The 23263-nt window shown below is 35.6% G+C and carries 22 protein-coding genes and 3 pseudogenes; 14 read left to right on the plus strand and 11 right to left on the minus strand.

Translation table 11 applies throughout. The annotated features are described in order from the left end of the window. The first annotated feature begins 6 nt into the window (after positions 1-6). Positions 7-2436 (plus strand): putative bifunctional diguanylate cyclase/phosphodiesterase, encoded by a 2430-nt coding sequence (locus tag QNH17_RS13445; RefSeq protein ID WP_283879144.1) that lies wholly within the window; start codon positions 7-9, stop codon positions 2434-2436. A gap of 277 nt (positions 2437-2713) precedes the next feature. Here the strand turns inward: QNH17_RS13445 and QNH17_RS13450 are convergent, their stop codons facing one another. Then, positions 2714-3178, minus strand: a complete 465-nt coding sequence (locus QNH17_RS13450) for a BclA C-terminal domain-containing protein (protein WP_283879145.1) — start codon at positions 3176-3178, stop codon at positions 2714-2716. A gap of 334 nt (positions 3179-3512) precedes the next feature. Between QNH17_RS13450 and QNH17_RS13455 the strand changes: the two genes are divergently transcribed. The 5 genes from QNH17_RS13455 (at position 3513) to QNH17_RS13475 (ending at position 8375) form a co-directional block, all read left to right on the plus strand. Next, positions 3513-4436 carry a DMT family transporter gene (locus tag QNH17_RS13455; RefSeq protein WP_283879146.1) on the plus strand — a complete coding sequence of 308 codons (924 nt, stop codon included), beginning with the start codon at positions 3513-3515 and terminating at the stop codon, positions 4434-4436. 3 nt (positions 4437-4439) lie between these two features. Further along, entirely contained in the window at positions 4440-5336 is an 897-nt protein-coding gene (locus QNH17_RS13460; protein WP_283879147.1) for an RCC1 domain-containing protein, read from the plus strand. Between the two features lie 172 nt (positions 5337-5508). Then, positions 5509-6528: a tetratricopeptide repeat protein gene (locus tag QNH17_RS13465; protein ID WP_283879148.1), complete on the plus strand. Its 1020-nt coding sequence runs from the start codon at positions 5509-5511 to the stop codon at positions 6526-6528. Between the two features lie 72 nt (positions 6529-6600). Next, positions 6601-7977: a M20/M25/M40 family metallo-hydrolase gene (locus QNH17_RS13470; protein WP_283879149.1), complete on the plus strand. Its 1377-nt coding sequence runs from the start codon at positions 6601-6603 to the stop codon at positions 7975-7977. Beyond that, positions 7974-8375 (plus strand): gamma-glutamylcyclotransferase family protein, encoded by a 402-nt coding sequence (locus QNH17_RS13475; protein ID WP_283879150.1) that lies wholly within the window; start codon positions 7974-7976, stop codon positions 8373-8375. Before QNH17_RS13470 ends, QNH17_RS13475 begins: the two co-directional genes overlap by 4 nt. Positions 8376-8529: 154 nt before the next feature. On the opposite strand, the gene QNH17_RS13480 is transcribed toward QNH17_RS13475, so the two are convergent. Further along, positions 8530-8913, minus strand: coding sequence for a VOC family protein (locus QNH17_RS13480; RefSeq protein ID WP_283879151.1), 384 nt, complete (start codon positions 8911-8913; stop codon positions 8530-8532). 277 nt (positions 8914-9190) lie between these two features. Here QNH17_RS13480 and QNH17_RS13485 point away from each other — a divergent pair, with 277 nt between their 5' ends. Both QNH17_RS13485 and QNH17_RS13490 read left to right on the plus strand, forming a co-directional pair. Next, a complete protein-coding gene (locus QNH17_RS13485) occupies positions 9191-9694 on the plus strand; it encodes a GNAT family N-acetyltransferase (RefSeq protein ID WP_283879152.1) in 504 nt (167 codons plus the stop codon). A 204-nt stretch (positions 9695-9898) separates the two neighbouring features. Beyond that, the gene (locus QNH17_RS13490) at positions 9899-10132 is read left to right on the plus strand and encodes a hypothetical protein (protein WP_283879153.1); all 234 of its coding nucleotides are present in this window, start codon (positions 9899-9901) and stop codon (positions 10130-10132) included. A gap of 208 nt (positions 10133-10340) precedes the next feature. Here QNH17_RS13490 and QNH17_RS13495 read toward each other — a convergent pair whose 3' ends face one another. The 5 genes and pseudogenes from QNH17_RS13495 to QNH17_RS13515 form a co-directional block, all read right to left on the minus strand. Then, complete coding sequence (locus QNH17_RS13495; protein ID WP_283879154.1) at positions 10341-11558, minus strand: IS110 family RNA-guided transposase; 1218 nt, start codon at positions 11556-11558, stop codon at positions 10341-10343. A gap of 345 nt (positions 11559-11903) precedes the next feature. Next, positions 11904-13254, minus strand: a pseudogene (locus tag QNH17_RS13500) (IS3 family transposase). A 103-nt stretch (positions 13255-13357) separates the two neighbouring features. Continuing rightward, positions 13358-14119 carry an SDR family oxidoreductase gene (locus QNH17_RS13505; protein ID WP_283879155.1) on the minus strand — a complete coding sequence of 254 codons (762 nt, stop codon included), beginning with the start codon at positions 14117-14119 and terminating at the stop codon, positions 13358-13360. An 82-nt stretch (positions 14120-14201) separates the two neighbouring features. Then, positions 14202-14582 carry a MerR family transcriptional regulator gene (locus QNH17_RS13510; protein WP_283879156.1) on the minus strand — a complete coding sequence of 127 codons (381 nt, stop codon included), beginning with the start codon at positions 14580-14582 and terminating at the stop codon, positions 14202-14204. A 610-nt stretch (positions 14583-15192) separates the two neighbouring features. After that, positions 15193-16221 carry an extracellular catalytic domain type 1 short-chain-length polyhydroxyalkanoate depolymerase gene (locus tag QNH17_RS13515; RefSeq protein WP_283879157.1) on the minus strand — a complete coding sequence of 343 codons (1029 nt, stop codon included), beginning with the start codon at positions 16219-16221 and terminating at the stop codon, positions 15193-15195. A 532-nt stretch (positions 16222-16753) separates the two neighbouring features. Between QNH17_RS13515 and QNH17_RS13520 the strand changes: the two genes are divergently transcribed. From QNH17_RS13520 to QNH17_RS13530, 3 genes are all read left to right on the plus strand, one after another. Then, a complete protein-coding gene (locus tag QNH17_RS13520; protein WP_283879158.1) occupies positions 16754-17536 on the plus strand; it encodes a hypothetical protein in 783 nt (260 codons plus the stop codon). Next, positions 17537-18010 (plus strand): hypothetical protein, encoded by a 474-nt coding sequence (locus tag QNH17_RS13525; protein WP_215006635.1) that lies wholly within the window; start codon positions 17537-17539, stop codon positions 18008-18010. It abuts the gene before it with no gap. A gap of 246 nt (positions 18011-18256) precedes the next feature. Then, entirely contained in the window at positions 18257-18595 is a 339-nt protein-coding gene (locus QNH17_RS13530; RefSeq protein ID WP_283879159.1) for a DUF5655 domain-containing protein, read from the plus strand. A 244-nt stretch (positions 18596-18839) separates the two neighbouring features. On the opposite strand, the gene QNH17_RS13535 is transcribed toward QNH17_RS13530, so the two are convergent. Together QNH17_RS13535 and QNH17_RS13540 are read right to left on the minus strand one after the other, a co-directional pair. Next, the gene (locus QNH17_RS13535; RefSeq protein ID WP_349632574.1) at positions 18840-19343 is read right to left on the minus strand and encodes a CBO0543 family protein; all 504 of its coding nucleotides are present in this window, start codon (positions 19341-19343) and stop codon (positions 18840-18842) included. 586 nt (positions 19344-19929) lie between these two features. Further along, a complete protein-coding gene (locus QNH17_RS13540) occupies positions 19930-20484 on the minus strand; it encodes a CBO0543 family protein (protein WP_283879161.1) in 555 nt (184 codons plus the stop codon). Between the two features lie 151 nt (positions 20485-20635). Between QNH17_RS13540 and QNH17_RS13545 the strand changes: the two are divergent. From QNH17_RS13545 to QNH17_RS13555, 3 genes and pseudogenes are all read left to right on the plus strand, one after another. After that, positions 20636-20796 (plus strand): annotated as a pseudogene (locus QNH17_RS13545) (VOC family protein); the annotation flags it as partial. Positions 20797-20954: 158 nt separating this feature from the next. Then, positions 20955-21662, plus strand: a complete 708-nt coding sequence (locus tag QNH17_RS13550) for a DUF421 domain-containing protein (RefSeq protein ID WP_283879162.1) — start codon at positions 20955-20957, stop codon at positions 21660-21662. Positions 21663-21771: 109 nt separating this feature from the next. Then, positions 21772-22110: a YmaF family protein gene (locus tag QNH17_RS13555; protein ID WP_026564944.1), complete on the plus strand. Its 339-nt coding sequence runs from the start codon at positions 21772-21774 to the stop codon at positions 22108-22110. A 366-nt stretch (positions 22111-22476) separates the two neighbouring features. Here the strand turns inward: QNH17_RS13555 and QNH17_RS13560 are convergent, their stop codons facing one another. Both QNH17_RS13560 and QNH17_RS13565 read right to left on the minus strand, forming a co-directional pair. After that, a complete protein-coding gene (locus tag QNH17_RS13560) occupies positions 22477-22926 on the minus strand; it encodes a peptide deformylase (protein ID WP_283879163.1) in 450 nt (149 codons plus the stop codon). Between the two features lie 155 nt (positions 22927-23081). After that, positions 23082-23223, minus strand: a pseudogene (locus tag QNH17_RS13565) (IS110 family transposase); the annotation flags it as partial. Between the last annotated feature and the right edge of the window lie 40 nt (positions 23224-23263).

The raw sequence follows: 23263 nt of genomic DNA on the forward strand, positions 1-23263 counted from the left end.
GAAGCAATGATTTATCTATTAATGATTACCTTTGCATTATTTCCATTAGCAGCCGGAATTACAACGATCTATATTTTGGAGAAAACAAAGTTATCAATGCTTTTATTTCTCTTTTTTATTTTTACCTCGTTTTGGCAAATGGACGTTTCGTTTTTATATGCTCGTGATTTTTTTTCAAATAGTGTGATCGAGTTTTTATTTCAGTTATTTCGTTTTGGCTCGATAATGTTGGGTCCTACTTTATTTTCCGTAATATATATGGCGACAAACCAAACACAAATGATTGAATCTAGAATAGTAAAATATGCAGTGAACAAATATACTGTCGTCACTCTTTATATATGGTCAGCTTTTGTTTACTTGATTGGATGGAGTCACAAAGGCATCCAAAGCTTTGAGTTAGTAAGTCAACAGGGATTAATAAAGGTAAGTTTCTTATACCCAGTCTATGGAGATTGGTCATGGATCTTTAACTTTAATTTATTATTATTTATTATTATCACATTATTATCCCTTGCACTATGTAAACACCTAAAGGATTCTGAAACCAAAACGTTTGTCCTTTACTTTATTATTGTTGCATCAGTAGGCTATTGCATTGGAATCTTAAACATGATTAAAAGCTATCTGCTACTACCAAGCAGTATCGCTGTTTTATTTTTATCGATTGGGATCCTCATCCCAGTGATTAGAATGCACCAAAAGATTATAACTAAGATGAATAATGCACTACTTGATCAAAAAGAATTTCTTCATAAAATCATCGATATGAATCCCAGTTATATCTATGCCAAAAGTCAGGATGGAAAATATACATTAACAAATCGAGCTTATGGTTTACTCTTTGGGGTGAATTCCGAAGTACTAATCGGGAATTTTGAACTGGATTATAATCCTGATGAGGATAGGGCCAAACAGAATATAAGTATAGATCATCAGGTATTATCGACTTTAGAAGAAAAGCATATCCCAGAAAATGAAATCATTGATTCACAAGGAAATAAAAGATGGATACAAACTGTAAAGCTACCCATCATTTCATCTGGTGATAAGCAGGTTCTTAGTGTATCAACTGATATTACACAACGGAAAATCAATGAAAAAAAGAGAGAATGGGAAGCTCTTCATGATCCTCTCACTGGATTACCTAATCGGCGGGCATTTAATCAGGATTTAATCGAACGAATGAAATTAGCAAAACTCAATAAAGAAAGTATAGCGGTCATTTTTTTAGATTTAGATCGTTTTAAAATTATTAATGACACTCTCAATCATGAAAATGGAGATTTTCTATTAAAGAAAGTAGCTGAACGTTTAAGTAAAGCAGATGATAAAAGGGTGACCAATTTTTCAGTTTATAGACTTGGCGGTGACGAGTTTACCTTTATTTTATCTAGTGTGACTAAAGATGAAACAACCATCTTTGTAAAAAGATTGTTAAATATATTTAAAAAATCTTTTACCCTAAAAGACCATGAACTATTTGTCACTTCCAGTTTGGGAATCAGTATGTATCCAACGGATGGTGAACACCCAGATTTTTTAATTAAAAATGCGGATATTGCGATGTATTCTTCCAAGGAATCCGGAAGAAATTCATATTCCTTCTTTACGCAAGAGATGAATGATGATTATCAGAAAAAAATGGTATTAGAAAAAGCTTTGCGAAAAGCATTACATTCCAATGAACTTAAAATTGTTTATCAACCTAAAATGAATATTGAAACGAACAACATCATTGGGATGGAAGCATTATTAAGATGGGAGAGTTCCGATTTAGGAATGATTTCACCGGCTGAATTTATTCCTTTAGCAGAGGAAACCGGAATCATATTACCGCTAGGTGAATGGATTCTTAAAAACGCATGTCTTCAAAATAAGAGATGGCAGGATAGGGGGTACACTCCTATACCAGTATCCGTTAATATCTCACTGCGGCAATTTTATGACGGAAACTTTGTAGAATCTGTTATGGATATCTTAAAAGAAACAAATCTAGACGCTCAATATCTAGATTTAGAAATAACAGAGAGTATTTCGAGTACAAACATCAACTCTGTGATTTCCACACTGAATGGGTTAAAGGCAATGGGGATTTCGATTTCCATAGATGACTTTGGAACAGGATATTCCTCATTAAGTTATCTGAAAAAGTTTCCAATAAATAATCTTAAAATTGACCGTTCCTTTGTAAGAGATATTACAAGTAATTCTGAAAATCGTGCCATTGTAAAAACCATTATTTCAATGGCCAATAATTTAAATCTTGATGTGATTGCAGAAGGAGTTGAGACTGAAGAGGAGTTAAAATTCCTAAAATCAAATGGCTGTATGGTTGTTCAGGGATACCTATTCAGTCCTCCATTATCGGATGAAGAATTTGAAAGAACCTTCTTAAAGCAACACAATGAACCTGCAACAACATTAGACAAATAAGAAAGGGCGGACAGGATGGTAAACTGTTCGCCTTTTCCATTTTCTAAAATGCTGGATATGAAAATCCAGGCATTGTTGGGCTTGTCTAAATTAACTTAATAATAAATGACGAAGATCCTTAGGGGTAACTGAGGGTGATTTTAATGTTCTTCTGATTCAGCCTTTTAATTTTTACTTCTATAAATAATATTAATAACGCTGCAATTTTTTCATTCATTTCGATCGTGAATTCAACTTCCATTTCCATCAAGTCGGTTCCATTTCTCCTCCTTGACCACTAACATTGACTAAGTTTCACCATCGAAAATGATGCGGCATTTATGTTGTTGTTCCCTAAAATTGGTAGTAGTGTATCTGTAGCAGTTCCTATATTTCTTAGCTCAATTGTGGAATTTTTGCGAATACGGATAATTGCTTGTCCTATAAGCATGAGCGTTGCATTATTTACTTGTCTTGTAATGCCAAAGTTGGTTAAATTTCCAGGAACCAAAGAATGATTCAAGAAAATACCATATGTCGAAGTTGAGGCAGGACCATCAATGAGTAACGTATATTCAATTTTATAGTCGCCTGTTTTCAAGATGGTTATAGTACTCCTATTCTGGGAAAAGCAAATATTTTTCAATGAGCCGTGTTGATTAAATCGTATATTTTCATTGGGTCTTACTAAGATTGGTTCGGTTCCTACAAGTGTAACATAACCATATGCCACAGAAGATTTCTTCCTATTTCGATCAGACAATTTTATTTCACCACCTTTTCAATCTGCTATTATATGATATTTGAGATTGAAGAAAATGATTGTACGAATATTTCTTATAACATTTGTGTTGGTCATATCATTCCATCATGCAGCTATATATTTTGCTAGATTGTAAGGTGGGTTAAGTTTCTGTTTTTATTATGATGGAAATGTAGTATATTTAAAAAATCAAACCTATAAAGCAGTCAAGCCCTTCTAAAAATTTAATTAGGTGGGTGGCGAAAAAACGGAATTAGAGTAGATAAAATCCAACTCTTTTAAGGGAAGAGTTGGATTTTTTTGGGGATGTAAACAAACAGGGGAGAAATGATAGATGAAAATGTCAAAATTAATGGCAAATATATTGCTATTGATCACTTCAGTCTTTTGGGGTTCAGGGTTCGTGGTAACAAAAATAGCATTGGACGTAAATGTGTCTGCTGGTTTTATAAATTTTGTTAGAGGTTTTCTCTTTGTTGTTTGCGTGCTACTGGTTTTTCATAAAAAAATATTTAAAATGACCTTCAGGGATTTTAAAGTAGGGGTAATTGCCGGACTCCTAAATTTTGGCGGATTTATTACACAAACGATTGGTGTAATGTATACCACACCATCGAATAATGCTTTTATTTCTGCATCGTATGTGGTGATTATTCCTTTTATTGCTTGGATTTTTTATGGGAAAAAGTTTCAAGGAAAAAGTTTGATTGCCATCTCTGCTTGTATATTGGGAATGGCTATTATCTCAGGAATAACGAATGAAGAGATAAACATGAATATTGGAGACGTATACACTCTTTTCTGTGCGTTTTTTTACGCAGGTTCTATTGTCTACCTTGGGTATAGCACTAGAACAACCGATTTTAGTATTGTTGCGTTTTTACTTGCTGCTGTACAAGCAATAGGTGGATTGTTGTTTTTCCTCTTAGTAGAGAAAGGGCAGTTATCGAACATTAATTGGTCTGTTGCCATCGTTCCATTGTTATACATGGGAGTCGTATGTTCGTTTGTGGGTCAAACAGTACAGGTTTTAGCTCAAAAACATACATCAGCAACATCCGCTGGACTTATCATGATGCTTGAATCTGTTTTTGGAAGCATTTTTTCTATTACTTTTGGTTTTGAACCATTTACCATGAAGTTAGTATTGGGAGGAACGATCATTTTGCTTTCAATTATTCTTATGGAACTCGAATTTAAACAGTTCTTATTCAAGAACAAGGAAACCGGTAAGAATAAGCTATATTCAGGGAGGTAAAACATGGATTACATTTCACCGAAAGAAGCGGTGTTAAAGGTGAAACGGTGGCCTAAAGATACCATCGCTGCGGGTCGTCGTCATACCGTTGGGCTTAAATCGGACGGTACGGTGACGGCTGTGGGTGATAATAAATATGGCCTATGTGATGTAAGCGGCTGGCGAGATATTGTGGCGGTCGCCGCCGGTAATGTTCATATGGCGACGAACACGGGTAATGCTCATACTATCGGTCTTAAATCTGACAATACGGTGGCGGCAGTAGGTTGGAATAAGCATGAGCAATGCAATGTAAACGACTGGAACGATATCGTAGCAGTTGCGGCGGGTTGGTGTCGTACCATTGGGCTTAAATCCGATGGCTCGGTAGTAGCAATGGGTCGAAATAATGAAGGGGAATGCAATGTAAGCGGCTGGAATGAAATTGTGGCGGTCGCGGCGGGTGACTGGCATACGATCGGTCTTAAATTGGACGGCACAGTGAAAGCTGTGGGTAATAATCGGTATCGCCAATGTGATGTAAGCGACTGGAGCGATTTTGTGGCGGTCGCGGCAGGTTATCTTCATACAATCGGTCTTAAATCGGATGGTACGATGTCGGCTGTCGGTTTGAATAAACATGACCAATGCAATGTAAGCAACTGGAGAGGTATTGTAGCGATAGCGGTGGGTAGTAAACATACAGTTGGACTTAAATTGGATGGAACGGTGGCGGCTGTGGGTTGGAATGAGTATGGCCAATGTAATGTAAGTGATTGGCGTGATATTGTGGCGATAGCGGCGGGGTGTGCCCATACCGTCGGACTTAAATCGGATGGAACGGTGGTAGCAGTGGGTAATAATGAATATGGCCAATGCGATGTAAGCGGCTGGAACGGCATCCAACTGCCCGTCAATTAGTTTTTAATAACAACAATCAAGAGAAGAACAGAACGAGTTAATGAGCATTGCTTCGTTTTGTTTAAATTTGAAGGATTTTTTTCCCCAATCCTTGAATCTAATAGGTAACTAGTTGGATTGAGACTATTGTGATACTTACAAATAAGAATCCATAAATCATAGGGGAATTTAAATGCACTTAAGAAACAAAACTTTGGAAGAATTAGAGGATCTGGAGGAAGAGTTAACCAGCCAAGAGGCGGAACAGGGGACTCCAAATTTCTTAATGAGAATCAATTTATACAAAGAAATGGTTCGCTGCCTTGATCTGCTAATTCGCAAGAAGAAGGAGGACTACCAAAGTTCTTTAGAATATGTGAAAAGAAAACTAATCTTTCAACTGATTGAATATGGGTCCTACTTAAAAATGGTGGATCAGAAGGATGATCATTTAGCGATAAAGTGCCTAAAAGATGCTCTGAAGTATGATCCTAATAATCCAATTGCAGCGTACCGACTTGGATTTTTGTCATACAAGTACAAAAGGTATTCAGAATCCCTAACATATTTCGAGATCTCTTTAGAAAATCACAAATATGATTCCAATGGACAGTACAAATTAAATAGCCAGCAATTAGTTAATGCGTATTTAACAACTAGTGCTTTACATATTGCCAATCAAAGCTACGAACGGATGAATAAATTACCTTCTACTGGGACTGTAGAGTTTCCCAATAATGAATTTTCATCACTGTTAAAAAATATATTAGATAATGAGCAGTTTTTGCAGCGCCATGCATTTAATAAGGTAAATCGTAAAGGGAGATTAACATGTTCGAAAATAGAATGTGAGAAAATGTTTAACTTCCCGCCACCTGACACCATTGTGTTATTTTTTAATGATCGTACCATTAACATAGCTTTTGAAGGAGAAGAAGCAGAGTTAAGTCCGGATCAAGGATACTTGCTGCGGCATTTCCTATTAAAAAGCTCGGAAGACCATCCAACGACCAGAAACTCATTCTCGAATGTTGAAATTAGACCGAATACCTATACTCAAAATATTACCAGGTTAAAAAATAAACTAACCCAAAAAGGATTCCCTCCCATCATAGAGAACACAAGATACCGAAACGAGACAGCATACTACTATAATCATGCTTATCCATTTTATGTGATGTATAGGGTGGATGAGGAAATTGAATATGTATGAAAGAGGGCGATGACAGGGGTGTCATCGTCCTTTTGCGATAATAAGACCATCAAGGAAAGAGGAGATGGTTTGATGAAAAACTGGAATCAATTATTCATTCGTCAAGGATTTATGATCGAGGAGGTTCGTCCGAATGTATTTCATTGTTTAGAAGAAACAGAGGATAATATGGCATTTTTATTAGAGAGGTTGGATAATCTCTCCGTTTCATATACCTTAGAGAAAGGTATTTTAACCATGCATGGCCCTGCAATAGCTGAAGAAACATGGATAAATGGTGTCGACTATGAATACCGAGGCCGGGGCGGGGATTTGTGGTTTCGTCCTGGATTGGATCATCCGAAGGTTAAAGAGCTTGATACCTATATCTCCGGTATTGTAAGGCAGCTTAACCGGCTTGGCTTTTATACGAATATGAGCTGTGATGGACATGAAAGAAGAAATCCACGTCTTGGCTTCATTGATAATGTGGACGTGAAAATGGTCACTGAGATCTTTTTAGCCGTGGGTGTTCCAAGAATTTCTCTGAGAAATAGGGGAGTAACGTTGAGCATCTCACGTCCAGCACTACTTGACATTGCCGAAAAGCTGTCTTATTTGCCAAAAGAATGGCTTGAACATGGTTCGGAATATATCAGAAAGCAATTATTCCTCATTCAATTGGAACAGCTTTTATCTATCCCGGGAGAGAGCGGGAATGAGGAAAATGTGCGACAATTTGTCATGAAGCAATTGAAGAATCTTGTAGACTTAATTACGGTTGACCATACTGGAAACATTCTGGCGCAAAAGAAATACGGAACCGGTCACGGCCCAACAATCCTTCTTAATGCCCATCTAGATACTGTTGAGCGAATAGAAAAAGGTAGGAAGATCGTGAAGGATGGATCAAATTGGTCAAGTGACAAAGGTATTCTGGGTGCAGATGACCGGGCAGGAATTGCCGTGGTTTTGGAAGCAGCAAAACGTCTATACACCTCGGACTTCAATGGAAAAGTAAAATTCATCTTTACGGTGGAAGAGGAAATTGGCTTAATCGGAGCAAGAAGTGTAGATGAATATTTCTTGTGGGATGTAGATGCTGCAATTGTTGTCGACCGCCGTGGTTCGGGCGACATTGTCACATCCTGTGGTAGCTACCAGTTCTTCTGCCATGAGAATTACGGAAAATTCATTGAAGAAGCGGCCATACGAATCGGAATGGCAGGATGGAAAACCACAGCCGGTGGCAGCAGTGGTACACGAATTTGGGCGATGCAAGGAATCCAAAGTGTTAATCTCTCTGCCGGTTACAGCCATGAACATACATCGTCTGTAACGTTGAATATTGACGCCTGTTATAACACGGCTGCCTTAATAGGCGAGGTCTTTAGTGACTATAGAAATCTCCAAAGAACCTTGCGTCAAATTGAAAGGAAGGAATTGAATGAAGGAAGTGAAGTTAGATGAACAACATCTGTGTGTTTGTTTATGGCACATTAAGAAAAAATGAGAGTAACCACTATTTAATGAAAGGTGCTACACTCATCGCCGGTCAAGCATGGGCGAATGGTCGTCTTTTTGATACAGGTCATGGTTACCCGGCATTGAAGGAATCGATGAGCGATAAAGTCTATGGTGAATTGTACATTGTATCCGAGGAACAGCTTCTTAGGCTGGATGAATTGGAAGGATACCGTCCAAATAGTAGAAATAACTTATACATCCGCAAAAAGCAAGTTGTCTTTTATGAAAAGGGTAAAATTGAAGCCTATCTATATTTCATAGCGGAACATCATGGGGATATGTTGAAAAATCATATTGAATCAGGTGATTGGAAGGTTTATAGATTGGAAAAATCGGATTAATCCATCCAATATATTTTGTAAATGAAAGTAGTAAAAGCCGCCAAATTGGCGGCTCTTAACTTAGTGCAAGAAGAAAAACGTTAATGCGTATTTGAAACCTATTTAGACATAAAGAAAAGCCATGGTAGAAAATTTCAACCATAGCTCTTAACTTTTAACAGTTACAGATCATTAAGACGTTTCCGTCTAAATCTTGAAAGTTGAAATAGGCGAAATCACCAATACGCTCTACTTCTTTAACAATTGTTATTCCTTTATTTTTAACAAACTTGTACGCTTCATCTATGTCTTTAACATAGAAATTAAATAAAACATGTTTAGAAGGTTCTAATTTAAAGCTCGGATTAAAGGTGTGATCATCTAAGGTAAGTCCAGTCTCGGACGTAACAGGAATGTTGTAAACAGGAGATTTAACATTACTCTTATTAAATGGTATTCCAAGTAAGTTACTGTACCATTTTGCCGATTCTTTGAGGTTACTAACATGAATAAAAACATTGTTTACCTTACAGGCGATGGGAGATACAACAGAATTCATAAACAAGCCACCTTTATTAGGAATTTATTTTACAAATTCCACAATATGGTGGAAAATCCTTTAAATAAATTAAATACTTACGTCGCAGTACGAAACTATTGTGAAGAAATGTACTTAAGCTAACGGGTACAAGAGTTAAACAATGAGGTGCTATCGCAGCTCATTTTCTTTTTGTACTAACAGATCACGATAATTAAACAACAATATCATTAAATAGAGGATTTTTAGCTTTCGTAAAGAAAGAGTAAATAATAAAAAATGAGGGGATGAAGAAAATTTGGAGTATATCATTCAGATAAAGCCTTGGGAGGATAATGACCTTGATTTACTTTTTCGTATAAACGCTCCAGAAATGATGCAGCATCTTGGAGGTTCAGAGAGTAAAGAGCAGATTTTTAAACGACATAAACGATATCTTGAGCTTGGTAATAGAGGACGTATGTTTAGCATTATATTGTTACCAGAATTAGAATCAGTAGGTTCTGTGGGTTATTGGCAAACTACTTGGAATAATGAAAGTGTATATGAAACTGGATGGAGCATTATACCCCCGTATCAAGGGAAAGGAATAGCTACAAAAGCAGTAAAGTTAGCAATAGAAGAGGCATCTAATGAAAACAAATATAAATACATTCACGCATTCCCATCGATTGATAATCCTGCTTCTAATGCAATTTGTCGGAAGTTTAACTTTCAGTTTATTTCTGAATGCGAATTTGAATATCCCCCAGGAAACTTTATGAGGTGCAATAATTGGCGTTATAACTTAATTGGACAATAGCTGTTTTTTCAGTTCTTAATTTTTAAAAAAGTTTGTGAAGAAATGTACTTAAGCTAACGGGTAGCAATAGTTGAAGATTCGGGGTTGCTACGGCAGCTCTTTTTTCTTATTCCACTAACGGAAGCAGTATAGTTCAAGAAGGAATATTCAATATTCTAAACGAATGATACAATATATTTATCTGTCTTTATTGGAGGGAACTGATTGTTTCGTAAAATGACTTCAAAAAAGGAATTTTTGTATCTAGGTGTTGTGGTAGGTATAACAACAGGGCTCTTTTCTGCAACACATTCTATAATATGGCTTTATTTAATGGCTTTATTGATTTTTATACAAGGCTTTATATTTGGAAAACCAACAAAGAAGGATATTATATTTGACGGTGTTGGATTAGTATTGTTGATCCTGGTATTTACAATTGGACAACATTCCTTATAAAACGAGTTATTTAAATAGTGTACTAAAGTAAAATGCTTGATTTTAAGAAAGGGTTGCTGCGGCGATCCTTTTTTCTTATTGCACTACCATGAAAATTAACTTCTGTCAGATCCGAAAAATGGCAATACTTAAATAGACGCAGCTCATTCATTTTTTAAAAAAAGAGCAGGGCGCCTGATCAAGGTGTTAATGGACAACGAATAATAGATTAAGATGCTTCGGTAATTGTCACCGTATAACCTAAGTTTTCTAGTCTTCGAACCGAATGGCGTACTATAGATGCTTGTTTTTGTTTATCAAAATAATCTTCGCCTAAGTCAACGTACATTTCTTTTCTGGTTAGAAGGTAATATGCGATTCGCAACATCGCATGGGCGACTACAATTGCTGCCTTTTTCTTTCCTTTTCGTCCAGCTGTGCGTCTATACAGCGCACCTAGATAGTTTTTTGACCCTCTTACAGATTGAGCTGCTTCTGTTAATGCGGATCTTAAATACTTATTTCCCTTTTTTGATCTGCTAGATTTCCTTTTTCCTGCGCTTTCATTGTGTCCAGGGACCAAGGCTGCCCATGAACACAAATGTGCGGCAGTCGGGAATTGGTTTCCAACGTGCGTACCAATTTCAGCTAAGATTTGTTCAGCCATTCTTGTGGCGATACCAGGGATGGAATCGAGTCGTTCTATATCTTCTTGATAAGTGCTTACTCTTTTAGCTATCTCTTGATCTAACATTTCAATTTGCTCTGTTAGAAAATCAATGTGAGTTAAAATTGTTTTTAACATTAAGCGTTGGTGTGGGTTAACATAACCCTGAAGTGCCAATTCAAGTTCTTCTTTTTTCTTTTTCATTGTACGACGAGCGAAGTTTGCTAGTTTTTCAGGATCATCTTCACCATCTGCGATTGCTCGAAGCATATCTTTCGATGAAACACCCATAATATCAGATACAACAGAACCTAGTTTGATGTTGGCTCCTTCTAAAACCTTTTGAATCCTATTATGTTGTCTGGCGCGTTCTTCAATGATACTCCGGCGATAGCGTACAAGTTCCCGCAGTTCTCGTTGATTCCGATCAGGAATGAAGCTTGCTTTAAGTAATCCATAACGAAGAAGTTGGGCTATCCATTCGGCATCTTTAACAACCGTTTTGCGTCCCGGAAGGGCCTTCATGTGTTGAGCATTTACAACTAAAAACTCTATTCCTTCGGACTCTAATAAGTTAACAATAGGTTTCCAATAAACACTCGTACTTTCCATAGCTACATGTGTACAATTATTCTCCTTAATCCAGTCCAATAACTTTAATAGAAAAACTGTTTTAGTGGAAAATGTTTGAACTTCCTTTCCTTCTGAAGTCATAATACAAGCTGTGATATTGTCCTTATGTACATCCAAACCACATGCTCTTTCAATGATTACATCCATTGAAATTGTCCTTTCTAGGCTTGAAAATTGGAGGCTGGTGCAACAATCAGAATTAGGATTAATCTACCATGAGTGCTTCCCGAAAGGGAGCGACAGTTTGTGGTGCACCGTGGTCGTTGGAGTCAGACTAACGGATGGGCTCTAAGGCACCATAGTTTATCGACCTTCCTCTCCCAGCCTTAGGAACAGTATCGTCGGATTAAATATATTTTCATTCTTTGTGGTGAAGCGCCGATTTTGCGCTTCATGAATGGCTAACGGGGCAGGTTAGTTGAAGAAGGAATGGCTTATAAAAAAGAAAACTCGCCATACTGAAGTGAACCAAAAAAGTTAGACATATATATTTTAAGCAACCCTTTGGACCTGAGTTCTGTATTCTACTGGACTCAGGTCATTTAACTTTTTCTTCATACGAACATTGTTGTAGTAGTAAATATAATCGTGTAATTCCTGTATAAAATGCTCAATACTTTGAAAATCCTGGAGATAGAGGAGTTCTGTCTTAAGGATGCCAAAGAAGTTCTCGATAACGGCATTATCGAGACAGTTTCCCTTTCGGGACATGCTTTGTGTAATATTCCGGGCTTTAAGTGTTTTTTGGTACTTGTCCATCTGGTAATGCCATCCTTGATCTGAGTGAAGGATCAACTTATCCTCTGGACTTAAAACCTCTAAAGCTTGTTCAAGCATGTTACCTACTAAATCAAAAGAGGGGCGAGATTTAACTGTATACGAGATGACCTCACTATTGAACAAATCAAGAACAGGAGATAGATAGAGTTTCTGACCGAAAAGGCTGAATTCTGTGACGTCTGTTACCCATTTCTGATTAGGCTTGTTGGCTTGGAAATCTCGATTCAGAATGTTAGGCGCAACTTTCCCTACATTTCCGCGATAGGACTTATATTTCTTCATACGAACCTGGCACTTAATCCCCATTATGTTCATTAGCTTGAGGACAGTCTTGGGGTCAAGAATCAAGCCTTTCTTATCAAGCTCTTTTTTTATGTTACGGTGTCCATAACGACCTTTATGTTGGTGATATATTTCTTGTATTGCCTCTTTCACCTTTGCGTATTTATCAGGGCGGTCCATGTGTTTTTTTCAATAATAATACGTACTTCTTTTGATACCCGCGATCTTGATTAGCTCAGCGACTTTATATTCATTCCTTAGTTCAAAAATTACTTGCGCTTTGAGTCTTGTTGTAATTTTTTCTTTTCCCGAACTAAGGCATTCAACTTTTTTAGATAAGCATTCTCCATTCGCAAACGTTCGATTTCTTGGATAAGAGATTCATTTGTTTGATTGGTAGGATCAACGATCTGTTTTCTTTTATTTGTCATGGGAGGTCGCCCCTTCTCTTTGGTAATAGGGCTTCCACTCCTTCTGTTTCAACAGCCCTCCTCCAAGTATTGATGGAAGAAGGTTCTGGAATTTTAAACTTCGCCGCTGTTTCATTAAGAGATGCCCAATTATCGTCCATATATTTGAGTACCTCCATTTTAAACGCTGCAGAGTAGTTTGTATAACTTTTCCTTAAGGAATCCTCTCCGTGTTCCAAATAGAGGTTTACCCACTTTTGAATTGTTTTATGAACAGTACCGAGCTTTTTAGCAATATCCCTATAAGACAGGATTCCTTTTTCATATTCTTTTACTGCCCATAACTTGTCCTCGAGTGTAAATTTAGTCATATAAAAAACTGCACCTCCATTGTTAGTTTTGTGTCTAACAATTTTGGTGCAGTTCATACTGAGCGAGTTTTGCTTTTTTTATATATGAAGCAAGGATAGTTATTCAAACAATTGTATGTTTCAATGAATTGTACATATTTGCTACGTGTTCATCGACTTTATCTCGTGACATGCGTAGACGTTCCACAGAAGTACCATACCCAATTTCTTGTTTACCCTCTTCTAATCCTTTGAAAATCCCATCTGCAAAGGCATCTAATGGTTCTCCATGAGTATGCAGCCCTGCTCCGCCTAAATCTGTATTCACTGCCGGAGGAGCAACTTCAATTACTTCTACAGATGAATCAGAAAGTTGGTGTCTTAGACTCATTGTAAATGAATGAAGTGCAGCTTTCGTTGCTGAATAAATCGGAGCAATTGCAAACGGTGTAAAAGCTAACCCAGATGTCACGTTAATGATAGCCGCCTCTTCTTTTTCAGCAAAAAATGGAGCGAACAGCATTGACAAATGGAAAGGTGCTTCAACATTGGTTGTGATTTCTTTATTGAAATAATTCCAATTGTTCTTCGCATCTGCTTTTAACACATTAAACCGTTGTTGAATCCCTGCGTTGTTCACTAACATATTCACTTCTGGGTAGTTCTCTGTTACCCAATCAAACAACGCTACACGCTCGGATTCACTATCCAAATTACTTACATGAGTAATAAGGCTAGGAAGTTTTTCTTTCGCATCTTGAAGTACATTTTCTCGTCGTCCACAAACAATGACTTTATTTCCAGCTTTTACAAAGCGTTCTGCAAAAGCTAATCCTATCCCAGCACTTCCGCCTGTAATGAGTATTGTATTCCCTGAAAGTTTCATTATAGTTCCTCTTTTCCACTCTATTTTTTAGAATTTGAAAGCCGATTCCATTATATGCGTCAGTTATCAAGACTTTTTTATCTTAAAAGTCTTCTTTTCCTTCCTTAGTGTGTTTTGTATAACGTGTAATTTTTTCATCAATTCCCTTTAAGGATTCTGTCATCAACGAAATTTCATCTAATACTGCTTGCTTGTGATTATTCATCATTTCAAGTCGGAGTTCAATGGTTTTGTCACCTTCTACTACCCAATCAATATATTGCTTAATACCACTTATAGGCATGTGTGTGTTTTTTAAACAAATAACGGTTCCAAGGAGCGCCATTTGATTTTCTGAAAATAATCGCCTACCAGCTTCATCACGCTCCATTAGTGGTAGTAATCCTTTTTTTTCATAATAACGTAATGTTGATTCTGGAATGTTGAATTTGGCTGAAGCTTCGCTTATTGAACAATATTTCATCTGGAGACCTCCAAATTTTATCTTTCGTTGTCGACAGGAATATGATACGACTTAAACCACGGTTTAAGTCAATAAAAAAACAAAAAATATTTTAGTCTTACCAGTTAAAAAATTCAGACATATGTTCATAAATATTTCTAAAAAGCACCATCAAAAGAAAATAAAATATCTATGAAATGCTATACGGTGTGAACCACAACAGTTAAATCGACAAAAATTCCACGCCAAGTAACAAAGATTGTGAAAAGATGTACTTAAACTAATGGGGGCATTACTTCAACAAAGGGGTAATGCTTTTTTTATTGAGTTAATATCCTTATTTCACTACCATGAAAATAAGTTTCTTCAACATTAGAAAAAAGACAACACCAAAGAAGACCCATCTCATTCGTTAAAAAATGAAGAGAGCCTCAATTCTTAGATCTATGGATTAGATTGTCTGGACCTGCGTCTTTTTTACATTTAGCATTTGATATACAACGTTTGATTTCATTACGTTGATCCAATTACTCATCAACTTCGTGAAGTAGTAAAGCCTTGCGAGTTTAATCGGGTGGCATTCGAGGATGTGGTTGGAGTAGGTAGACTTAAGAGAATAAGATGAATAGTTTTATCCTCTTTTCTTAAAAAGCTTTGTAAAAAGGTCACGAAAAAAGTTCTTTTTTGGTGTTTCGACCAGATTATCAACCAGATTATCAACAGTGTGCTGATGATGTTTGGTGAAAAAATTCCAAATGATTTCTGTTGCATTTGGCCCTAATGGGTCGGTATATGAACCATTTAAGCTCCCGCCAGACCATGCATGCCCCATTTGATCGATCATCCATAGTTCCATTAAAATTTCACCGCCCCCATCATCGTATACATGTTTAGTACAACTTTTTCCATTAATAAGGTCTGATTTGACCTGGTAAGGTGTAATATCAGCTCTTCCTGTACCACCTTCTACAAGAAAATTAGTTTGTGCCCACTGTATGATAACCTGTTGTCCATTAATGGGATGTACAACTATATCACAGATACCATGGAAAACAATAACAGGCATTTTCTTCTTGAACTTTCCCATTTCTTGAAAGGCCCTGTTACCACATGCATAGGGATCCGAAACGCCTTTTTGCATGCTTTCTTTAGCTGCCTTAGCCATTGGATCAGTTAGAAAAAATACATTCGCAGCATCGTAGGGAAGTCCCGCACAAACTCCGATACCACTAAATACATCTGGATAGGTAACTCCAAGAATGCAAGCAAGTGCCGCACCTGCAGATAATCCAACTGCGTACACCTTACTTGAATCAATGCGGTATGTACTTTTAATCTGATTAATGATCGCATTAATTAACTTGGGATGTCCCTCTCCACGGTGCTGATTTTTATCCAAAAACCAGTTCCAGCAGCCAAAAGGGTTATAAGCAGCCGGATTCGAAGGATTAAACAAGTGATTCATGTCAGGATAGAGTACGAGAAAGTTTTCTTTTTCAGCAAGCTCGTTCATATTTGTTCCAGCAGCAAAATCATCCGGATCTTGTTCACATCCATGAAGCATCACCATCAAAGGAGTATCTTTTTCCGCTTTATAGTCGCTCGGAACATAAAGTTTGTACCTAAAACCCTTATATGAAAAATTTAGAAATTCCCCCAACTTTATCAACCCTCCTTAACTTAAACTACATGGTTCCATTATACTTCTACATGTTCCTATTTTTATCGAAAGAGGCATTCCTTTCAATATTATATTTGATGCAATAACATGCTGCTCAACCTCCTACTATGTATTTTAAGAGACAAAAGAGGAAAGTAAATCCTTCAATTTTCCTTAAGCCTTTATATCTAAAGTATTCAGCTTTTTTAGGTACATACCCAGTAAGATTGTGAATCAATTTACTTAAAGTAACTGGGTGCAAGAGTGCAATAAAGCAACGCAATCGCGTTGCTTATTTTAATGTTAAAAATATTTCCTATATAATTCCTGTCTAATGCTTCCGCTGAGTTGTGCGTATATCCGGGTCGTTTTCTTCTTGAGCTAAATAGCAGGTTATCATAAGAAAGTAAACTTAATTATTGATATTATTTTTATTTAAAAAATTTTTTGGAGAGATTAAGGAAAAAGGATTATATAACTGAATCTAACCTGTACACAGAAATTACAAACATGGATCAAAGGAGCATTTTATATGAGTAGGGTTATGAGAAGAGAAAGTCTTCCTAGAAACGTTTTAGGAATTTTTGATACAACCATACTTCATTTAAGAAAACCTTCAATAATTGCCTGGTGGTCAGTAGCTTTCCCTGGACTTGGTCACATTCTACTAGGACATTTTTTTCGTGGTACTGGTCTAATTGTTTGGGAAATTTGTATTAATTCATATTCAAATCTAAACGCTGCTATGGTGTATTCTTTTATAGGCGATATACCATCAGCTAAAGGTATATTAAATACCAGATTATTGCTTTTATATATACCTATATATTTATTCGGTATATGGGACAGTTACCGTGGAGCAGTTGATTTGAACAAAGAGTATAAACTTAGCGAAAGTGCCAACTCTCCCATCAAGAAATATGCTATGAACACAGCGGGTGTTAATTATCTGGATAAGAGAAATCCTATCCTAGCCCTTATTTGGGCAATTTTCATTCCAAGTCTAGGTCAATTTTATCAACAAAGAATCTTAGCAAGTTTTTTTACACTTTTTTGGGCAGTTATCTTTGTATTTTACTCGCACTTCGCTGAAGCAATAATTTATTTAATACAGGGAGATATACAAAAATCCACACAAGTATTAAATATGCATTGGTTGCTATTTATACCGTCTTTTTATTTCTTCACATTGTATCAATCTTATACAGATACTATTGAACTAAATAAATTGTTTGCAAAAGAACAAGCACGCTTTTTAGAGGAAAATTTCCAGCCTTCGAATTTCCACATTAATAAGGGAGGACTGGTGGAATAAATGCAAATTTTTGCGACCTTTGAACATACAAAGTATCTTGAGCTTGGGATAACAGAGTTACAGGAGAATGGCATAACGGATATTTTTGCAGTTCCATTAAAGAAAGTAAATGTTAGAGCTTCAATCATTGACTCCCTTAATCATTCTGACGGTCGTTCGTTTTTAGATAAGGGTTTTGCATTAGCAGTTGTATTATCAACTATTTTAGCCAGCAAGGGATTTGAATTAGAATGGGGACCTATATACTGGGGACTAATTGGTGCAGCCAGCGGCATTATTATTGGTTTAGTAATCGAAATAATATTGTATAAATGGAAGAATAAAAAAAAGCAAATTAAACTGGTACGGAATGAAAAACATGGAGAAGTTATACTAATTATTAATTGTCAGCTGAAGGATGAAAAATTAGTTTCAGATATACTCACACGGAATTTAGCGTTAGGGTTGGCGAAAGTTATTAATTCTAAAGAATAACAACAAATTTTTTTATTATCGGTGTTATGCTATAAAAAGCATCACCCATTAAAGAAGGAGATTGTGAAGAATTGTACTTAAAGTAACGGGTGCAAGAGTTGAAGATGTGATCTGTCAATATGGCAGCTTTTCTTATTTGACTAACGGAGCAGGTTAGTGAATAAAGAAATGGTAAAATGATGTAAAAAGAGGCGAAATAAAGGTAATAAAGTTTAATATGTTAAAGTGAAAGTAGGAGATGGTAATATGTTAGAAGATGAATTATTCTCAAATAAGGCATCTAATGTTTATGAAATATATTCAAAAATACTCGATTTATTGAAAGAAATTGGACCTTTTGAAATTGAATTTAAAAAGACTTCTATACATCTTTTGAATAAATCTGCCTTCGGAGGAGTTCATCAAAAAAAGAAATGGTTAGATTTTAATTTAGTAACAAACCATCAAATTGAACACGGGAAGATTACTAAAATTGAACAAGTTTCAAAAAACAGATTTCACAATAACTTTAGATTTCATAGTGAAGACGAACTAAATCAAGAGTTTTTAGTTCTTTTAAAAGAATCATATCAATTAATGAGTTAGTTAGAGAAAAGATATTTATTACCAATGAACAGCTTTTTATAATTGGTAAATTATCTTAAATGGTTGGAATATTCATAAAGTGGGGGGATTCATTTATTGTGTGGCTGAGGATGATTGCTGCTGCGGTCATTTTTCATGTACCTAAAAAAATGTTCAACCAGAAATATCTGATTGAACTTATAATACGAACGGAAGAAGAAATGCCTCATCCTTTTTACTCTTATTGTTGAATAAGAACCTCCATCTAAGAAAAATCGTATTTATTATTGAAGAGACGTCTAATAACAGACATTGTAAATCTGACCAATAAAAAGGAAAAAGAAAGCGAATAAAAAGAGGTTTTCCAATCCCATCCCTTTTTATATTTAACAAGCTGTGTATTTTTTTCTAGCCATAGTTCAGAAATAGTCATCGGTACACTAAAATACAGAACTTTTAAAAGGCACTGAAGGATGCGGGAATCCTTAGTCAGTTGATTATAAAAGACACAAGAAATTGGGAAAAGTATGTAATCAAACAAAAAACTTGTTTTAAATTGTTTTGGAAATCGGGTGGGATATTTAACATAACCTTTATTTACAACAAGTTTATCCACCAATGATGCATAATAACTTTTTATAAAGAAAACAAGGAGCCAGTCCTTTGCAAGTGGTTTTTTAATTAAGTAAATAAAGGAACTAATACCAAAGAAATAAAGCAATTTTATAAGGTTTTTTTCAAATTTTAGACCCATGTTTAGCGCCTCCATAAGATAGGTTATCTCTGATGCAGGTCCGTTATACTTAGGACATTCGAAAATTAGATAAGTAAACAATGAATTAAACAAGGCTCTATTTTGATATAAAATTGTTTCCTAATTGTGAACATTTTCACTTAAACAAACGGGTGCTTGAGTTTAATTAAAATTAGAATTTGAATGACTTGAGTGGTCGTTCTTATCAATTGTTGTTCTTGTAATAATCTCCCTTATTAGGTGCAAGATAATAACGATTAATTCGTGGAGGTAATTTGTTGTGCTTAACAAAAGAAGGAAGATAACATCGTTATTTTGGATTGCTATACTTGGCTTAATTTTAACAACGATATATACAATAATCCTTGGTATTTTAGGATATAGGACAATGAACAGGATCGATTATATTTATAAACAGAATAAACAAAGATCAAAAAATGGTTAATTAAGAGTGGCTGAGAAGTCGCTCTTTTTTTATCCTTATTTAACTAACGTGGCAGTTTAGTGGAAGAAGTATAGTTCCCTGTAATAAAATAAGACTCCTCTCTTGTAGGGAAGAGAGGAGTCTTTCCAAAATGGAAAAATTATTCATGTGCCTTCATTACAATGGAGAAAACTTAGTCCGTTGGATAAGCCAATATGAACTCATAAAAAGAAGAATCTGAATCGGGACTGAATAACTATAACGCCAGGCATTTGGCTCATAAATGCCCAACCAGTCAAAAAATGGTTCTGCGAAATAGGAAGTTAAAAGTGCGAAAAATATTGCTTTAAACCATGGATTTCTTTTTGGAAAGAATTGCAGGAGAATCATTACCGATACAGGCATGAGCGTAACATCCCATGGGAAATAGGTAGGAAGTGTGGGGATTACATGAAACCGATAATGCCAAATGCCTATTTGGTCTCCTAAAATATCAAGCAGAGTTGAAATTGCCATAATATAAAAGCCCACATACATTATTCGATCTGTACTTTGTTTTTTTCTAATAAGAAACCAGATAATCCACGGGATAATTGAGAGGGCAACCCCAAACCACCATAAGCTAGAAAAAAGAACATGTTCTTGCCAAATTTCTATCTTTTGGTCAATTAATTCTTCGGTCGTATAAAAATTTTTATCCTGCATCGAGATGATGCTATCTTTACTTGCCAAAATGATCACCCGCTTCAATTCAAGAGCATTACTTTATGTTTAGATACTATTATAAAAATATACATTTTTTATTGCACACCCTTAAAATTGGTAAAAAATGCAACTCGTATATTGAGTACGGGGGTTACCACTAGGAGATGATTGCAGTCTCATTCTTCTTACTATTGAAGATATTGAAGCTGTTGTTGCCAAATTGAAAAAGAAGGGTCCGAAATCTTTAGTGAGATACAGCAATATGAAGAAAGTTATAAATTATGCTACGTTCGTGGTCCAGAGGGAATTATTTTGGAGTTGGCTGAGAAAATCAAATAAGTAATGTTAATTAAAATGAAAGTACGACTCTTTGTTACTTTCTTGCAACAATGCTTTTTTTACTGGTGTTTTTTGATAATGGAACGAAATTGTTATATTCCCACATAAAACTTAGAATACTAACAAAAAGGGAAGAACCCTTGAGGGGTGAAGCAGTTTTGGAAACATTATATCGTACGTTCATAATTTTTGTTGCGGGATATTTGTTTTTAAGGATTACTGGAAAAAAAGCTGTATCCCAAATGAACACTATTGATTTATTGTATATTTTTGTCCTTACAAATATTATCAGTACGCCAGTTGAGACTAGTCATGTATGGAAGTCATTAGTCTATGCTGGAATCGTTGTGATACTTTATAAAATTTTTTTGCGTTTATCCTTACATAATCAATTAAGATGGCTTTTATATGAGCGTCCAATTGTGCTGATTCGTAACGGGGATATAGATCGAAAAGGACTGAAAAAGGCGAAGATGCCATTGAACGAATTATTGTCCAATTTACGAGTGAAAGGCTATACCGATACGCAAAACATTGCCTTTGCAGCCATGGAAGAAACCGGAAATATTAGTGTGATCCCGAAATCGCAATACAGACCAGTACAACCGAATGATTTAAATTTAAAGGTAAAAAAAGAATACCTTCCAATTCCACTGATAATGGACGGTCAAATCATTTATCATAATTTAAAATATTTACAACTAAACCAAGGGTGGCTCATGAATGAGGTAGATAAAAAGGGAGAAAAAGTAGAGAATATTATGTTAGCAACTTTTTTAGAAAATGGAAAGTTATTTATTGATAATAAGGAAATTAAAAATCATAAAAATGATCCTCACTACTATAATCCTGGGAAAGGCAATTAATGAAATTTAAATAACCCTATCGCATAACATATTCTTATTTTTTGTAAATATTATAATAAAGCAGATAACTTACAATTTATATGCGAACTAATAGTGAAGGGGTGGGGGTATGGCTAAGGTAGGAAAAGATGATTTTGTAAATGGGTTTGTTCCGCATCATAATCATGGTTCCGTTGATTACACCTCGATGGAGGCTGGGCATGTTCATCAGTGCTTAGATGTAACGTCTCCACCGATACAAACTCAGGATGGCAGCCATATTCATTATACTGAGGGATTTGTTGTTTTCGAAAACGGGCATAACCATCATTATAAAGCTTATTCAGGCCCGGCTATACCTGTTGGTAATGGAATGCATGTACACTATTATGATTTTTATACATCAGAAGAAGATGGACATAAGCACCATGTTAAAGGTGTTGATCAGCCGGCTCCAGGAAATAAATAGATTGGCAGTGGGCTTCTAGATAATCAATAATGAAAATTAGCAGGATGAAGGAAAGGGTTTGGACTGGGTTCCAAATCCTTTTTAAATGTCCTGGGACCCTAGAGTTGAATAAGACCAGGTTGCTGCGGTAGCTTTTTTCTTGTTCCACTACCGTGGCAGAAATTTATTTTTTCATTAATTTGGCGAAGAATATTTATTTGAAGGAACAAACACATTTAAATCAATAAATTCAAGTTTCCTTTGATATTCATCTTTAAGACCCATCATAAAAAATTCCTCCAATAAAAAACCTGTATAGAAAAAATTCTATTCAGGTCTTAGAAAATCCTATTATTTTTTTCAACAGCCCCAAAATCCGTTGCCTTTTTAAAATGCCTGCAAAGTTTTGCTTGTAAAAAGAATTCCTTCCAAATGATCAAATTCATGCTGAAATATAATCGAATCCATCCCTCCTATCTCACGGAATGTCCTTTCACCAAAGATTGATAAATAGGAAATCCTTATCATGAGGTAGCGCTGAACAATCCCTATAATCCCTGGAAGAGAGATACATCCTTCGCCAGATGGTAATGAGTTGGGTGTTGGATCAAGTATTTCAAAACTTGGATTGATTAAAATTTCTGTTCCTGTTGTAAATCGAGCAACAAAAGCCCGTTTTGATACCCCCACTTGCGGTAATGAAATTCCTAATACATGTGGCGAATTTTCCACGAACGTTTTCATTTCATTCAAAAGTGGAGTTACACTATAAATGTGTTCAACATCAATTGCTTTTTGAAACAAAATTGGGTTTGGAAATGTAAGAATAGAAAACATATCATCACCTTTCGTCTCAGTTAAATATTTTTACAAAATTTTTTGGAATATTTTCAAAAAAAGCCCTTTATAAAATATATTCGAACGGAAGAAAAAAATAATAGGAAATCAAATTGACAATAAACATTATTAAAAAACATGTATTGATATATAAATCAATACATGTTTTTAATGGGGGCAAATATCCAGTGTAAGAGTTTATTTACACAAGCAATAACAGCTACTTTTAAAAGGTTTTCCTTCATCACGTTTCTTATCATAGAACTCTCGTAATTTCTTATTACGAGGAATGATTTCATCATGATCGTTGCAGCGATCTTTTCTCAGATACCAGGGA

The sequence above is a fragment of the Neobacillus sp. SuZ13 genome, from assembly GCF_030123365.1.
Classification (GTDB): domain Bacteria; phylum Bacillota; class Bacilli; order Bacillales; family Cytobacillaceae; genus Neobacillus.